This is a genomic window from Geomonas subterranea, assembly GCF_019063845.1.
Taxonomy (GTDB): Bacteria; Desulfobacterota; Desulfuromonadia; order Geobacterales; family Geobacteraceae; genus Geomonas; species Geomonas subterranea.
In genome coordinates, this window is record NZ_CP077683.1 from 4,407,048 (window position 1) to 4,424,204 (window position 17,157).

The window sequence follows — 17,157 nt, forward strand, 5'->3', positions numbered from 1 at the left end:
GGTTGCGTCCCTGTCATGGACGAAGTAATCCGAGCATCTTACATGTGTCTTCTGCTATATTAGGAGAATCGGGATAGAATCATTTCCCATAAATACATCACATGTCATAGGAGGAATTGCGATGAAGAGGATAACAGCGGCATTACTTGCCATGGTGATAGCCATGGTTTCCCTGCAGGGGTGCTACGGCAAGATGGCACTGACCAGGAAGGTGTACCAGGTGAACGGCCAGGTCGGGGACAAGTACCTGCGCAGCCTGGTGACCTGGGTATTCATCATCGTTCCGGTGTACGGCATCGCGGCACTGGTCGACTTCGTGTTGTTCAACACCATCGAGTTCTGGAGCGGCCACAACCCGGTCGCCCAGGGGGAAAAGGATTTTCAGTACAGCGAAAACGGCGACACCTTCAAGGTGCACGCTCAAAAAAGCGGGGATACCCTGCGCTACACATTCAACCGTTACCACGGTGATACCCATCTCGACACTCTGACCATCGACTGGAACGTGAAGACCGGCAACTCGGTGGCGTTACTGCGGGGGGGGGACAACGTGACCCAGTATCAGGCGATGCGCAGCAAGGGAGGAGTACAGGTGACGAGCTCGGCTCCCGACGCTTTCAACCCGGGCCGGCAGGTGACGGCTCTGTACCAGTAGAAGGGGAAGCACTCAGCGGCAGGAAGAGGTGTGGCAATGTTAGCGGATTCAAACTCATAGAGAAGGCAACTTAAGCAGTATACCTGGAAAAAAAAAATTTCAATAGACTGTTTCTTTCAGTCCGCCGATGTTATGTTTGACTCAGCTAGCTAGCTAAGAGGGATCTCGGAAAAAGGAGGTAATCAGCATCAAAGAAACTCCACCGATTCGGAATCTCACAACCTGAAGCTGTAGCCTCCCGGTGCCTACGGGCACTGGCAACCACCCTTGAAAAGGGTACCCAAGTAGACGCAAAAAAAGAAGGCCCGCCATCATGGCGGGCCTTTTCAATTTTGTCTTTCTCTGGTTTCGGTTCAGTTGCAAAAGCGAAGGGGTTACGGCGTGTGCCGTAACCCCTTTTTTCTGGAGCCGAAGAGCGGACTCGAACCGCCGACTTGCTGATTACGAATCAGCTACTCTACCAACTGAGTTACTCCGGCTGATCTGTTACCGAGGCTAATCTATTTACCGTAAATCCCCCCCTCAGTCAATCTCATTCTAAATCCCCAACCTTCAACTTCCCCAGTCACCTCGGCTTGCGAGCGCATCCCCTCGCGCGGCACCTGGTTTTTTCACATAGCCGTCGACGTTTGTATTTGATCGAATTCATTACCACGTACAACAGATGCCGAGAGCAAGGCTCAATCGGACAGGTCAGGGGAAGCTGGCTGTGCTAATCGTGATGTTACCAAAACGTTATCATTGAGGATAAGTCTAACGATGGCGTACTCCGTGTTTTCGCTGCTCTCTAATGTTATACCCCCGCCGGACGGCGGAGTTTGTCCCGTTTTGGAGAATTTATTTTCTTCAGTTAAAGTGCAATGCAAAAAAATTTTTAAAGAAAAAATGTCCAATTTGTTTCCATTTTATCCGGGTGGAGGGCCCTGCTCCGGGTGGAGGGTGCTGTTTGTAGGTACATTTCTTGCGGAGTCGCCCCCCTTGTAGGACTATTTCGTACCTCTAAATCGTCCATAACCGCACGTGAGGACCAGGGACAGGGGAAGGTTATGCTGAGAAAAACACTGGCTGTTCTGGCTGCTACGGCCGTCATATCGGGGGCGCTCTCATGGGCGGCAACATCGTTCCAGCTGCAGACCAAGCTGAACAACAGCGGCGGTACCCTCCAGATCCGCAACAACCCCGTCCAGACAGTGTCCGGCACGGTCGTGTACACCAACTTCACCACGGCGGAGCTGGTTCCGGTGAAGGTGACCGCCAACCCCGGCTACAAGATCACCAGTCTGACCAAGACGGGCGTGGCCCAGGTGATCGGCAACTACACGACCCACTACACCACCACCTTCAAGAAAGCTGACGGTTCGCCCCAGTCCCTGATCGCCGGCTTCACCGCCCAGAAGTACACGGTCACCGGCACCGCCTACGGCCCGGGCGGCATCACCCCGGCCAGCACCCAGGTCACCTACAACGGCACCGCCGTGTTCACCGCCACCCCCAACGCCAACTCGGTCCTGACCGCCGTCAGCGGCGGCACCGCCACCACCCTCTCCGGCGGCGCGATCAGCTTCCCCTACCTCGGCCAGGCCAACATCACGGCCAGGAACGTAACCGGTCCTGCCGCCGTGACCGCGTCCTTCTCCGCGGTCGGCATCAGCGCCGGCGAGAATCAGACCGGGATGGTGGCCACGAAGGTGACCCTGAGGGGCTCCATGCAGGGGGGGGGCACCTTCACCTGGAACCAGGAGAGCGGCCCGGCGGTCACCCTGCTGCAAGCCAGCACGCTGAACCCGGACTTCGTGCCGATGGTGCTGGGGACCTACGTGTTCCGGGCCACCCAGTACATGAACGGCGTCGCGGTCTCCACCTCCACCACCCAGGTCAAGGTGGTGGACTCGCTGATCGACTCCATGAGAACCGACTGCAACGGCTGCCACTCCGCCACCGGCGTTTACCCGACCCCGATGGCCTTCACCCTGTGGTCCTCCTCGAACCACAAGTCCCTGGGCGTATCCTGCGTTTCCTGCCATACCACCGGTGCCATGCCGACCCCGGTCAACGTCTCGAGCGTCGACTCCAACACCTTCGTGAACCTGCAGGCCTCCGCTGGCCCCGTGGGCGATTACTTCTGCGCCGCCTGCCACACCGACTCGATTTTCTCCGGCTACGATCGCTCCATGCATAAGAAGATGGGCGTCACCTGTACCTCCTGCCACAAGGGGGGAGCACACCAGCCCGAGGCGGACCCGGGCGTCTGCGCGGGTTGCCACTACAACGGCCTGGGGATCGTCCCCAACCACACGGTCGAGATCGGCAGGAACGTCCTCTGTATCTCCTGCCACAACCCGCACTCCAGCTTCGCGGCGGTACAGGGTGATCTCGAGACGCTGCACTACGGCAACATGACCACCGGCGCCTACCCGGCCACCTACGTCACCTCGCGTTCGGCCTGCACCGACTGCCACTTCTCGACGGTCAGCAACCAGGCGATCCGCCAGGCATGGTACACCTCCGGCCACGCCAAGGGGAGCGCGCCGGCGTACTCCACCTACGACTTCAAGACCATGAACGGCTGCGTGCAGTGCCACACCACCACCGGCTTCGTGGCCTACTCCACCGCCAAGGTGACCACGGCCTGGGGCGACTCCGCGGACAAGACCAAGGAGATGGTCACCTGCCGCGCCTGCCACGTCGACATCGTCGCGGGTGCGCTGCGCACCATGGCGCCGTCCAAGCCGTTCGCCAACGAGCCCACCTACCTGAACCCGGCGGTGGGCGAGTCCAACCTCTGCATGACCTGCCACAGCGGCACCAATACCGGCCAGGTGATCACGGACAAACTGCAGTCGAACGCGGACTTCACCAACCTCGCCTTCATACCGCCGCACTACGCAGTGTCGGCCGCCACCATGTATGCCAAGGGCGGCTACCACTTCCCGGGGCGCAGCTACGACCTGGGCGCCACCCACAGCAACCTCGGCTTCGACAACGCCAAGGGGCCCTGCATCATGTGCCACAGAAACGGCACCTACGGCCACTCCTTCAGAAGCGGGGTGAGCGCGATCTGCACCAACTGCCACGGCGCCAACATGCCGGAAGAGCAACGCCAGCTGGCGCGCGATTCCTTCACGAGCCTTTTGGAAGTGCTGCGCGCGCAACTGGCGGCCAAGGGGTTCATCTACATGGAGAAGGCGCCGCACTTCAACGAGCGTAACTGGGGCTCCGGTCAGCAGGGCGCGAACGTCATGGGCGCCGCCTTCAACTACGCACTCCTGGTGCGGGAGCTCGGCTCCTTCGGCCACAACCCGCGCTACTCGAAACAGCTCGCCATGGACTCCATCGACATCCTGGACAACGGCGTCATCGACGACTCGGTGACCACGCTGGCGGTGCCGACGCTGCGGGATGCGGGCGCCATCAGCCAGGCGGTGGCCGATTCCGTCGTCGCCTACAAGGCGCGCAACCTGTGCATCACCTGCCACGGCGGCTCCGCTTCGACCCCGAGCCCGATGGCGACCAACCAGCATGCTACCCACATCACCGCGGTCTACGGCCCGGGCGCCTACCTGGGGAGCGAGTACACCGTCTGCCAGGCGTGCCACATCGGAACCACCGCCACCCACAACAACGGCTCGCCGGACTTGAAGAGCGGCGACGGCTCGCTGTGCATGGGTTGCCATGCGGGTCAGCTGGTGGACTGGAAGACCACCGCCCGCATCGAGTGCACCGTCTGCCACGCTCAGAACGCCGCGGTGCTCCCCAACGGCACCCAGGCGCCGTTCAAGGCGTACTTCGGCACCAAGGGTCACGGCCGCTTCGCGGTGTCGAACCAGTGCACCGTGTGCCACGACCGGAACGCCACCCACATCACGGGGACCCTGGGCGACAGCAAGCGCCTCTTGATGACCAACGACAACACGCTGTGCGCCTCGTGCCACAACAACGCCGCGGTGGTCCCTGCGCGCATCCTGAACCTCGGCACGCACGTCACCAAGGACAACATGGAGATCGCCTGCCGCGAGTGCCACGACACGCACGGCACCGGGAACCTCTCCATGATCAGGGGCGAGATCCGGGGCTTCAACATCGCGTACACCGACCGTGTGAACACGCTGGTGGAGACCATCTACAACCGCGGCCTGTGCCAGGTCTGCCACACGAAGACCAACTACTACCGCGCCGGCGTTCCGGAGTCGAGCCACTTCACTTCGGGGTGCCTTGACTGCCACACCCACACCAGCGCGGGCGGCGCCTTCAAGCCGATTGGCGGCGGCTGCGACTCCTGCCACGGCTACCCGCCGGCACCGAAGAACACGGCGACCGGGTTCGGAAGCTACGCCAACTGGGCCAACGCGCGCTTCGAGGACTACTCGGGCGGCGGCGGCGCGCACCTCGTCGCGGCGCACATCTCTCCGTTTGCCAAGGCGGAAGAGGGGTGGACGAACTGCACGGTGTGCCACAACGGCGGCGCCACGGGGCTCACGCCGTACCACAAGATGGTGACGCCGGTTAAGGAGCACATCGAGAACGTGACGGTGCTGGTGGACAACAGCCTGCGCTTCGCGAACAGCTTCACCATCTACACCGGTGCCAAGCTGACCAGCGTTCCGGGGGCGAACCAGACCGGCAGCTGCTTCAACATCGCCTGCCACATGAGCCCGTCGGCACGGTGGAGCACCGAGCGGTAGGAGAGGACAAGTAGCAAAGCCGCACCGTTTCTGAATCAACGGAAGATTCAGCTTTTATACAATGACGAAGCAGGACACCAAGAGGAGGAGAAAATGTTATCAAAGTATAAAGGGCGCTGTTTCCTGGTGCTGGCACTGCTGGTGCTGACACTGATGCAGTTGTCCGCGGGGAAGGCACAGGCCGCCCCACAGTACAACTATGACTGTTCTTTCTGTCACACGATGCCGCCGCTGGATTCGGGTACTGTGAAGAAAGACCCCAACACCGGCGCTGTCCCGGGTAACCATGCCGGTCACGCAACCTCTGCGGTCAACTCCTGTGTGACCTGCCACGGTAACCAGGTGAGCAGCTACGCGATGGGGCACCGCAACAAGACCATCGAGCTTGCCGACGGCATGGGCTACTCCAGGAAGATCGCGGCCGGCTTCGTGAACCAGACTTCGGTACCGCCGAACCCGATGGGCACCTGCTCCACCGCGACCTGCCACAGCAACGGCAAAGGCACCCTGAGGGCGACCCCGGCCTGGGGTAGCGCGGCGCTCACCGTGCCGGGCGGCTGCTCCGCCTGCCACGATGTCGCTCCTTCCACCGGCAACCACCCGACCGCGGGCACCAAGCACGGCAACTACTACGGCCTCGGCACCGGCTCCTGCGTGAAGTGCCACACCGACCACTCGGTACAGGCCAAGCCGTTCGCCCACGCCACCTCCGCCGGCCACCGCGCCATCGAGGTGAAATTCGCTGGCGGCGGCAGCTTCGCAGCCAACCAGTGCTCCAACGTCTACTGCCACAGCAACGGCCGCGGCACCTACACCCCCCCGACCTGGGGTGGGACCCTTACCTGCGCCGGCTGCCATGGTGACGCGACCACCAACACCCTGTCGGGCAACCACGCGAAACACGTGAACAACGCGGCCTTCCTCGGCACCAACTACGGCTGCGTCGAGTGCCACAGCTCGACCGTTACCAACGACACCACCATCTCCAGCTTCGCAAACCACGTGAACCAGACCAAGGACGTGGCCGGCACCCGCGTGGGCACCCCGGTGTCCGGGACCTGCTCCACCTCCTACTGCCACAGCGACGGCAAGGGCACCATGAAGAGCGTGACCTGGACCGGTTCCACCGCGCTGACCTGTAAATCGTGCCACGGCGCCGATGCCGCTCCGGCCTTTACTTCCGTGGCCGGCGAGCCGAACTACACCAACGCCGGGGCCGACCAGCCGCGCGCCAACAGCCATAAAAACCACGTTGCTTCGGCCGCTGACTGCGCAAGCTGCCACGCCGACACCACCGCGAACGGCACCAGCATCAAGGCTGGTGGGTTCCACACCAACAGCACCCGTGACGTCAAGGCCGGCGCCAGGAGCTTCACCGTCGTCGGGAACACCTGCTCCGCGGTATCCTGCCACGACGGCAACGGCATCGTCGCCAACGTCCCCGCTGTCAAGTGGGGTGCTTCCCTTGGCTGCAGCGGTTGCCACGGCAACTCCAGCACCCTTACCACCAACGCGCACGCGGCGCACGTAAGCACCAAAGGGTATACCTGCGACACCTGCCACGCGGCTACTGTCAGCGGGAACACCTTCTTCGTCAACAAGGCTCTCCACGGCGACGCCACCGTCGAAGTCGCCGGCGCCAGCGTGACCACCTGGGGCGGCACCGCCACCAAGACCTGCGCCACCTCCTGCCACCTCTCGGCAACCCCGCAGTGGAACGTCCCTGCATCCGGTGCCTGCGGTACCTGCCACACAGCGCTTTCCAACACCGCCGGCGGCCTGATCAACAGCAACGCGCACACCGCGCACTTCACGGCAGCTTACGGCCCGGGCTTCAACTCGACCCTGACCACCTCCTGCTCGAACTGCCACACCTCGAACACCGCGAGCACCCATGCCGACGGCACCCTGCAGCTCGCCGGCGGCATGAACAAGATCGGCACCTGCTCCACCTGCCACAGCCAGAGCACCAACTGGACCACCGGCCGTGTCACCTGCGAAAGCTGCCACTCGACCGCAGGCGGCCCGCTCTCCGTCATCGGCGGCCTCACCGCTCCTGACAAGACCCTCGCGGCCACCGCGGGCCACGGCAAGGCCGGCGTCGCCCAGGCCTGCTCCGCCTGCCACGACAACAGCTCCGCTCACATCAACGGCATAGCCGGCGATCAGAAGCGTCTGCTCGGCGTCCTGACCGGCGCGGCCAACCAGGAATGTAACTACTGCCACACCAACGCCGCCAAGGTTACCGGCGCGGCACTCAACGTGAAAGTCCACCAGGCCACCGGCCTGGGCGCCAAGTGCTCGGACTGCCACAACGCACACGGCACCACCAACGCCATGATGGTGAACGGCACCATCAACGGCACCGCAGTCAGCTTCACCGGCAACAACACCTTCGCCAACGGTGCCAGGACCGGCGTCTGCCAGGTCTGCCACACCACTACCCAGTACTTCACCAAGGCTGGCCAGCCGCAGGCAGCCCACGTCGACTCCACCACCAACTGTCTCGACTGCCACGCGCACAACCCGGCCACCGGCCTCGCCTTCGTGCCCCCCGGCGGTTGCGACGCCTGCCACGGCTACCCGCCGGCACCGCGTCAGACCATCAGCGCGATCAGCTTCGGCGTACAGGGTAGCTGGTCTTCAGCCCGCTTCGAAGACTACTCCGGCGGCGGCGGCGCCCACATCGTCGCGGGGCACATCAAGAAAGACGCCAAGCCGTCTGAAGGTTGGGCTAACTGCCTCCCCTGCCACAAAGGGAGCGACGCTTCCCACGCCCGTGCCCTGCCGATCAGGACCCACGTGGAAAGCGTGAGCGTCGACATCGACCCGCAGTTCCGTTTCTCCGGCGATGCCCTCGCCACCTACACCAGCGCTACGCTGGTTTCCGGCGGGACCAACAAGTCGGGTAGCTGCTTCAACGTGAGCTGCCACTTCAAGCCAACCGCGAAGTGGAGCATCGAACGCTAAGCAGTTAAAGACGCTTTATCCGTTATAAAACAGCAGCATGTGAAAACCCCGGCGGGGGAGTGGATCCCCCCGCCGGGTCGTGGATGAACTAGCACTACGGTCAGGTGTTTTGAGATAAAGGAGTGGAAATGAGGGGCTACCGCAGACTCGGATGGTATAACCCACGAGTGATAGCTTTGCTGATGACGCTGGGAGTTACACTCTTGGCTGGCACAAAGGCCGAGGCCGCACCGCAGTACAACTACGGGTGCGACGCCTGCCACACCATGCCTCCTCTTGACTCGGCGAACGGCCGGCGTATTCCCGCCACCGGCGCATTCAAGGGCAATCATGGCAGCCACGCCGACAGTAACGCCTTGTCGTGCACGAAGTGTCACGGCTCCGCCGTACTCGTGTACCAGAACGGCCACCGCACAGCTGACATCAAGGTCTCCGGCAACATCAACGGTTCCGCGACGGGTAGTTACAGCCGGGCCTTCCTGAACCAGACCTCGGTGCCCCCGAATCCGCTTGGGTCCTGCTCCAACGTGAACTGTCACTTCGAGCGCACCAGCCCCGAGTGGGGGAGTGCTGCCTACTCCAGCCCCGCCGACTGCAACAGTTGCCACGGCAACTCGCCCAGCGCCGGCCATCCCGTCTCCGGTTCCAAACACGGCACCTATTACGGCACCGGCACCAGCTCCTGCGTCAAGTGCCATACCGACCATACCGTAGCGGCGACCCCCTTCGCGCATGCCACCAGCGTGACCCACCGCGGCATCGCGGTCAGCTTCAACGCGGCACCCAACAACGGCGGGAGCTACTCCGGCCCGACCAACGACTTTCTCCCGAGCCAGACCAACACCTTTGGAACGTGCTCGGGCATCTATTGCCACAGCGACGGCACCACGAAGACCGGTCCCTTCACGGTGACCACCGCCCCTTCCTGGGGCAACGCGACCCTTGGCTGCAACGGCTGCCACGGCGGACCGGCGTCCCTCGGTAGCCCGATCGGCACCGGGAAACACCAGGCCCATATCAACAACCCGGGGGCCCTGGGGAGCAACTACGGCTGCGTCGAGTGCCATGCGAAAACCGCAGCGAGCGACTCCGCAGTCGCCGTTACCGCGAACCACGTCAACACCTTCGTCGAGTACTCCGGCGCGAAGGCCGGCAAGAACTACTCCGCAGGTTCCTGCTCCAACACCTACTGCCACACCTCGGGCAAGAAGGGTGTCGCGGGCGTGGCCTCGACCGTCGAGCCGGGCAACCCGTCCTGGAGCGGCGCGGCCATGGTCTGTAACGGCTGCCACGGTGTCCAGCCGATGGGGACCGCAGGGGTCGCCTTCAGCTCCGTCGCGGGCGAGCCTAACTACGTGAGCTCCGGCCTTGCCGCCGCCAACAGCCATCAGAAGCACGTCGGGGCGGCGGGTGCGTCCACCTGCAACAGCTGCCACGCCAAGACCACGACCACCGGCACCAGCATCGTCGCCGGCGGCCAGCATATCGACGGCTTCATCAACTACACCTCCGGAAGCGCCAGCTTCGGCAAGAAGGCCAACAAGACCTGCTCCAACATCAGCTGCCATTCCGGCAACGGCAAGGTTCCCGTGGTAGCGGACGCCCAATGGGGCACCAGCCTCGGCTGCAACGGCTGCCACGGTGGCCCGCTCGCGTTGGGAAGCAACGTCATCAATACCGGCGCGCACCCCCAGCACACGAACCAGCCTTCGGTGATCGGCGACAACATGATCTGCGCCGAATGTCACGCGAAGACCGTCGCGGTCGACACGGCCATCGCCACTCCGGCGAACCACATGAACAACTTCGTGGACTACTCCGGCGTAAAGGCAGGCAAGAGCAGCACGCTGGTCTCCGGTTCCTGCTCCGCGACCTACTGCCACACCTCCGGCAAGAAGGGGCAGGCCGGCATGGTCGCCACCGTCGAGCCCGCCAATCCGTCCTGGAGCGGACCGGCCATGGGGTGCAGCGGCTGCCACGGCGCCAAGGCTTTCGGGACCGCCGGGGTCGCCTTTACTTCCGTCGCGGGTGAGCCGAACTACGTGAGTTCGGGCCTTACCGCCGCCAACAGCCACGAAAAGCACGTCGGTGCTGCCGGCGCGACCACCTGCGCCAACTGCCACTCTAAAACCACGGCCAACGGCACGGCTATCATCGCCGGTAGCCAGCATCTGGACCGCCTGGCCAACTACACCTCCGCCAACGGCAGCTTCGGCAAGGCCGCCAGCAAGAGCTGCTCCAACATCACCTGCCACAGCGGCAACGGCAAGGTTTCCGGCGTGTTCGACGCCCAGTGGGGCACCGCCCTTGGCTGCAACGGCTGCCACGGCGGCCCGGCTTCCCTGGGCACCAGGAAGCTTGCGTCCGGCAAGCACGCGGCGCACATGGACCAGGCTAACGTCCTGGGGGACAACCTGGGTTGTGTCGAGTGCCACTCCAAGACCGTCTCCAGCGACTCGGCTGTATCCACGCCGCTCAACCACCTGAACTCCTTCGTGGACTACTCCGGCGTCAGGGCAGGAAGAAGCACCACCTACAGCGGCGGCACCTGCTCCGCCAGCTACTGCCACACCTCCGGCAAGAAGGGGCAGTCCGGCATGGTGGCGACCGTCGAGCCGGCGGCTCCCTCCTGGAGCGGCCCCGCCATGGGGTGCAACGGCTGTCACGGCGCGAAAGCCATGGGTACCGCCGGGGTCGCATTCAACTCGGTGGCGGGCGAGCCGAACTACGTGAGCTCCGGCCTCGCCGCCGCCAACAGCCATGAGAAACACGTAGGCGCCGCCGGCGCCACCACCTGCGCCAAGTGCCACGCCAAGACCACGAGCAACGGCACCACACTCATCGCAGGGAACCAGCACCTGAACGGCTTCGCCAACTACACCGCCGCCGACCTGAGCTTCGGCAAGAAGGTGAACAAGACCTGCTCCAACATCAGCTGCCACTCGGGCAACGGCAAAATCGTCTCGGTCGCCGACGCGCAGTGGGGCGCCACCCTCAACTGCAACGGCTGCCACGGCGGTCCGGCTGCCCTTGGCAGCAACGTCATCAACACCGGTGCGCACATGCAGCACACCAACCAGCCCTCGGTGCTCGGGGATAACCTTGTGTGCGCCGAGTGCCACTCCAACACCGTCTCCAGCAACACCGCCATCGGCACGCCTGCAAACCACATCAACAACTTCGTCGACTACTCCGGCGCCAAGGCGGGCAAGAGGAGCACCCTGGTCTCGGGCACCTGCTCCGCAACCTACTGCCATACCTCCGGCAAGAAGGGGCAGGCCAACATGGTGGCCACCGTCGAGCCGGCGGCCCCGAACTGGAGCGCCACCGGCATGGGATGCAACGGCTGCCACGGCGCGCAGCCCTTCGGGACCGCGGGCGTTGACTTCGCTTCGGTAGCCGGCGAGCCCAACTACGTGAACGGCACGGCCGGCTCCACCAACGCCAACTCCCATAAGAAACACGTCGGTGCGGCCGGTGCCACCACTTGCTCCAACTGCCACTCGAAGACCACGAGCAACGGCACGGCCATCATCGCGGGAAGCCAGCACCTGGACCGCCTGGCCAACTACACCTCCGCCAACGGCAGTTTCGGAAAGGTCGCCAACAAGACCTGCTCCAACATCACCTGCCACAGCGGCAACGGCAAGGTGGTGGGCGTGGCCGACGCCCAGTGGGGCGACACCCTGCTGTGCAACGGCTGCCACGGCGGCCCGGCGTCCCTGGGCACCAGGAAGCTCAACACAGGCAGCCATTCGCAGCACATGGACCAGGCCACCGTCCTGGGCGACAACCTGGGGTGCGTCGAGTGCCACTCGAAGACGGTCTCCAGCGACTCGCTGGTCTCCACGCCTGCCAACCACCTGAACAACTTCGTCGACTACTCCGGCGTCAGGGCGGGCCGGAGCACCACCTACAGCGGCGGCACCTGCTCCGCCACCTACTGCCACACCTCCGGCAAGAAGGGGCAGACCGGGATGGTGGCGACGGTCGAGCCGGCAGCCCCCTCTTGGGGCGGCGCGGCCATGGGTTGCAACGGCTGCCACGGCGCGAAAGCCATGGGTACCGCCGGGGTCGCCTTTAACTCGGTGGCGGGCGAGCCGAACTATGTGAGCTCCGGCCTCGCCGCGGCCAACAGCCACGAAAAGCACGTCGGCGCCGCCGGCGCCACTACCTGCGCCAAGTGCCACGCGAAAACCACCGCAAACGGCACCACGCTGATCGCGGGTAACCAGCACCTGAACGGCTTCTCCAACTACACCGCAGCCGATCTCAGTTTCGGCAAGAAGGTGAACAAGACCTGCTCCAACATCACCTGCCACTCGGGCAACGGCAAGATCGCCTCTGTCGCCGACGCGCAGTGGGGCACCGCCCTCAACTGCAACGGCTGCCACGGCGGCCCGGTCGGCCTGCCCACCAACAGGATCGTCACCGGGGCGCACGCGCAGCACACGAACCAGAGCGGGGTGATCGGGGACAACCTGGCGTGCGTCGAGTGCCATGCCAACACGGTCACCAGCGACACCAGCCTGGGCGCCGCCAACCACATGAACAACTTCGTGGACTACTCCGGTGTCAGGGCGGGCAAGAGGAGCACCGTGGTCGGCGGCACCTGTTCCGCGACCTACTGCCACACCTCCGGCAAGAAGGGACAGCCCGGCATGGTCGCCACCATCGAACCGGCGGCCCCGAACTGGAGCGGCACCGGTATGGGCTGCAACGGCTGCCACGGTGCGCAGGGCCTGGGTACCGCCGGGGTAGAGTTCGCCACCGTAGCGGGCGAGCCTAACTACACGTCCGGCCTGCCGGGGACCGAGAGCGCCAACTCCCATAAGAAGCACGTGGGGAGCGGCGGGGCCGGGACCTGCGTTTTCTGTCACTCCAAGACCACCAGCAACGGGATTGCCATCATCAGCGGCAGCCAGCACCTGAACGGCTTCAACAACTTCACCTCGGGTGGCGGCAAAACCTTCTACAAACGCGCCAACAAGACCTGCTCCAACATCAGCTGCCACTCCGGCAACGGCAGGGTGGCGGGCGTGCCCGACGCGCAGTGGGGCGCCACCATTGGCTGCAACGGCTGCCACGGCGGCCCGGTGGCCCTGGGTAGCAACATCCTTGCCACCGGCTCGCATCCCCAGCACGTGAACACCGGCTCCGCCGCGACCAACTACGGCTGCGTGGAGTGTCACGCACAGAGTGTCTCCAGCGATACCCAGATCTCCAACACGCTGGTCCACGCCGACACCTACGTGAACTACTCCGGCGTCAAGGCCGGCAAGAGCAGCACCTATGTCGGCGGCATCTGCTCCGCCAGCTACTGCCACAGCTCCGGCAAGAAGGGACAGACCGGCATGGTTGCGACGGTCGAGCCGGCAGCTCCGTCCTGGGGCGGCACCGCGCTGGGCTGCAACGGCTGCCACGGCGCCAAGACCTTCGGCACCGCCGGGGTCGCCTTCACCTCTGTCGCCGGCGAGCCGAACTACACCAGCGGGTCCCAAGGCTCCCCCAGCGCCAACTCGCACCAGAAACACGTGAAGGCAGCCGGCGCCGCAACCTGCGTGCTGTGCCACAGCAGCACCGTGGATGCAACCGGTACCGTCATCATCGGCAACCACACTAACAAGGTGGCCGACGTCCTTAACGGCGGCACCGCAAGCTTCGGCTACCCGGGTAGCAAGACCTGCACCAACGTCTCCTGCCACGCAGGCACCGGCTACACCGCCACCAACGCCGTCTGGGGCGCAACGCTTGACTGCAAGGGCTGCCACGCCACCCTGTCCGGCGCGCACACCCGCCACGTCGGCACCGCCTGGGGCACCCTGCCGTTCTACAACTACACGGCCAACGTCTCGACCGGTACCGATACCGACGGCGTCACCTGGAAGGCCTACGGCTTCGGCTGCGCCAACTGTCACCCGCTCACCCTGGCCAACCACATGAACGGCACCGTCGAGGTGGAGCTGAACACCGCGACCAACGCCAGCACGCTCAGGAAGAAGAACACCGCCGCCGGCCTCATCGGCAGCACTGGTACCGGTACGGTCTCCTGCTCCAACGTCTACTGCCACGAGAACACCACCACGCCGCAGTGGAACCAGACCTACACCGCGGCGACCCGCTGCTCCGGCTGCCACGAGAACGCGCCGAGCACCGACTCGCACCTGTCCCACAAGGTCGGCATCCACTACGACAACATCTTCAGCGGCACGAGCGGCCTGCTCCCGGCTGCCGGCGCCGTCGGGGTGAACGCGGGCCACGGCGACCCGGCGCAGTCGACCACCATCGGCTGCAACATCTGCCACTACAACACGGTCAACGTTGCCAGGAACAAGTACAACAGCTCCTGCTCCACCGCGGCGTGCCACGGCAACACGACCGGCAACAACACCGACGCCCTTGGCGCTTCCAGGATCACCAACCTGGCCAACCACGTGAACGGCAAGAACGACATAGCCTTCGTGCCGAACGCCTACATGAAGTCGAAGGCCCAGGTCACCGATGCCGCCTTCGTGAACTACACCGGCGGCCTGGGGGGGTGGAACAAGACCCGTACCTACAAGCAGGGTGTGACTTCCTACGATACGTCGAAGAACTACCTGACCGTGGGCACTTACTCCAACGGCAGCTGCTCCAACATCGCCTGCCACAACGGCAACGCCGTACACTGGGTCAACGACTTCGGCGGGGCACGTGATTGCACCATGTGCCATCTCAACCTGTAACCACGTTCCTCCCGGGCTCATGCCCGGGAGGGACTTCCAAAGAACTTTGAGTTTCGATACATAACGGCAAAAAACGATGGGGAAGAGGTCACTATGAAAAAAGCAGTTGTAGAAGCAGGAATCCACCCGGAGAAAGGTTCGGATCTGGCAACTGTCCAGTCGCTGGATGGGATCATTGGGAACGTGAGCGGTCGTGTGCGCACGAACCTGGTGGCGGCACTCGTGATGATCCTGCTGTTCTCCGGATTCTGTGTCACTTCTTACTTCATGCCTAACGCCAACGCGTGGCCGACCAAGTACGGCTCCTGCAGCAACTCGGGCTGCCACGTGCAGATAGACCCCGACGCCACCATCACCACCGCCATCAACGGCGTGGTGGGGACCTCGGTGACCGTCGCTGCGGGCGGCACCTTCGAGGTGGACTGGAAGTTCACCAACGTGACCAACGCCGCCGGCGGCCAAGTCGGCGTCGGCGTTGAGATCAACCTCCCCACCGGATGGGGCCTTGCCAAGGGTACCGTGAACTCCCCGGCCATTCCCGGGTGGAACGCTGTCTGGGATGCCGCCGACGGCGTCCCCGCCGGCTGGGCCACCGCGAACTCCTACAGCGCCGCAGTGCAATATCCGGCCAGCCCGGTGGGTTACACCATCAACTACGACACCACCGCCTGGGACACCGGCACCAGAAACGCGGCCTACGACAACGCCACCGCTGGCAAGGACCTGGACGGCATCGCCGACAACATGGGTGCCGACGCCATCGTGACGGTTCCGGCCGGCACCGCCGCGGGCAGTTACCAGGTCGCGGTGCTCGGCGTCGGCCACGACTCCGCGAAATCCCACGTGGAGCAGATCATCACGGTCACCGTCACCAGCGGCGGCGGGGGCGACACGACGAAGCCTGTGGTATCGGCAGGCTTCGCGGCCACGACGCCGTCGCTCTCAAAGACCATCCCTGTTTCCGGTTTCGCAGCCACCGACAACACCGGGGTTACCGGGTACATCATCACCACCAGCTCTACCGCACCGCTTGCCGGCGCAGCAGGGTGGACCGCTACCGCACCGACCAGCTACACCGTGGCCGCCGACGGCAGCTACACTCTTTACCCCTGGGCCAAGGATGCAGCGGGTAACGTGTCCAACGTGTACGCCTCGCCGGTTGCCGTCTTCGTCGACTCGACCAAGCCGGTGGTAAGTGCGGGCTTTGCCGCCACGACGCCGTCGCTGTCGCGCACCATCACCGTGTCCGGGTTTGCGGCCACCGACGCCAACGGTGTTACCGGCTACATGATCACCACCAGCTCCACCGCACCGCTTGCGGGTGACGCGGGCTGGCTCGGGACCGCGCCCACCAACTACACGGTGGCCTCTGATGGCAGCTTCACCCTGTACCCCTGGGCCAAGGACACCTACGGCAACGTCTCCGCGGTGTACGGCACGCCGGTCGCGGTAGTGGTCGACACTGTGCAGCCGACGGTGTCCAGCACGGTGCCGGTGAACGGCGCTACCGGGACCAACCTGAACGGCGCGGTGACCCTGAACTTCAGCGAGAACATCAACTGCACCACGGTGACCACCAGCACGGTGACCATCTCTCCGGCGGTTGGCTGGACCAGGTCCAGCTGCTCCGGGACCCAGGCGGTGTTCGCCCCCTCCGGCCAGGCCAACACCACAACTTACACGGTGACCGTCGGTGCGGCGGTGGCTGATACTGCGGGCAACACGGTGGCCGCCAGCTACCCCTTCAGCTACACCACCTCGGCCCCGGCCCCGAACAACGCTCCGGGCGCGCCGGCCACGCTGGTTCAGTACAAGAGCGACGGCACCACGGTGCTGACCAAGGGCCTGTACACCAACCTGACCACGCTGGTCTTCAAGGGTACGGTGACCGACCCGGACAGCGACACCGTGCAGCTTGACATCGAGCTTGTCGACGTCGCCGCCGGCTTCACCGGCACCCCGACCTGCAGCAGCACCCTGGTCACCAGCGGCAGCACCGCGGCGGCGACCTGCAGCGGAATTCTCAACGGGCGTTTCAAATGGCAGGCTCGCGCCACCGACAGCAAGGGCGCGACCGGCAGCTGGACGCAATACTAGATAGGAGCGCTCGATGAAGGATTTGAGG

General features: G+C 64.2%; 5 protein-coding genes and 1 tRNA gene. 5 read left to right on the forward strand and 1 reads right to left on the reverse strand.

From position 1 onward, the window contains the following. Positions 1-121: 121 nt before the first annotated feature. Entirely contained in the window at positions 122-655 is a 534-nt protein-coding gene (locus KP001_RS19345; RefSeq protein ID WP_217287162.1) for a DUF3332 domain-containing protein, read from the forward strand. A gap of 403 nt (positions 656-1,058) precedes the next feature. Here the strand turns inward: KP001_RS19345 and KP001_RS19350 are convergent. Next, positions 1,059-1,134: transfer RNA gene (locus KP001_RS19350), tRNA-Thr, on the reverse strand. A gap of 567 nt (positions 1,135-1,701) precedes the next feature. Here KP001_RS19350 and KP001_RS19355 point away from each other — a divergent pair. The 4 genes from KP001_RS19355 (at position 1,702) to KP001_RS19370 (ending at position 17,129) form a co-directional block, all read left to right on the forward strand. Next, positions 1,702-5,337: a cytochrome C gene (locus KP001_RS19355; RefSeq protein WP_217287163.1), complete on the forward strand. Its 3,636-nt coding sequence runs from the start codon at positions 1,702-1,704 to the stop codon at positions 5,335-5,337. 93 nt (positions 5,338-5,430) lie between these two features. Further along, complete coding sequence (locus KP001_RS19360; protein WP_217287164.1) at positions 5,431-8,307, forward strand: CxxxxCH/CxxCH domain c-type cytochrome; 2,877 nt, start codon at positions 5,431-5,433, stop codon at positions 8,305-8,307. A gap of 203 nt (positions 8,308-8,510) precedes the next feature. Beyond that, positions 8,511-15,032 carry a CxxxxCH/CxxCH domain c-type cytochrome gene (locus KP001_RS19365; protein WP_217287165.1) on the forward strand — a complete coding sequence of 2,174 codons (6,522 nt, stop codon included), beginning with the start codon at positions 8,511-8,513 and terminating at the stop codon, positions 15,030-15,032. Between the two features lie 93 nt (positions 15,033-15,125). Further along, on the forward strand, positions 15,126-17,129 hold the full coding sequence (locus KP001_RS19370; protein WP_217287166.1) for an Ig-like domain-containing domain: 2,004 nt from the start codon (positions 15,126-15,128) through the stop codon (positions 17,127-17,129). Positions 17,130-17,157: the final 28 nt, after the last annotated feature.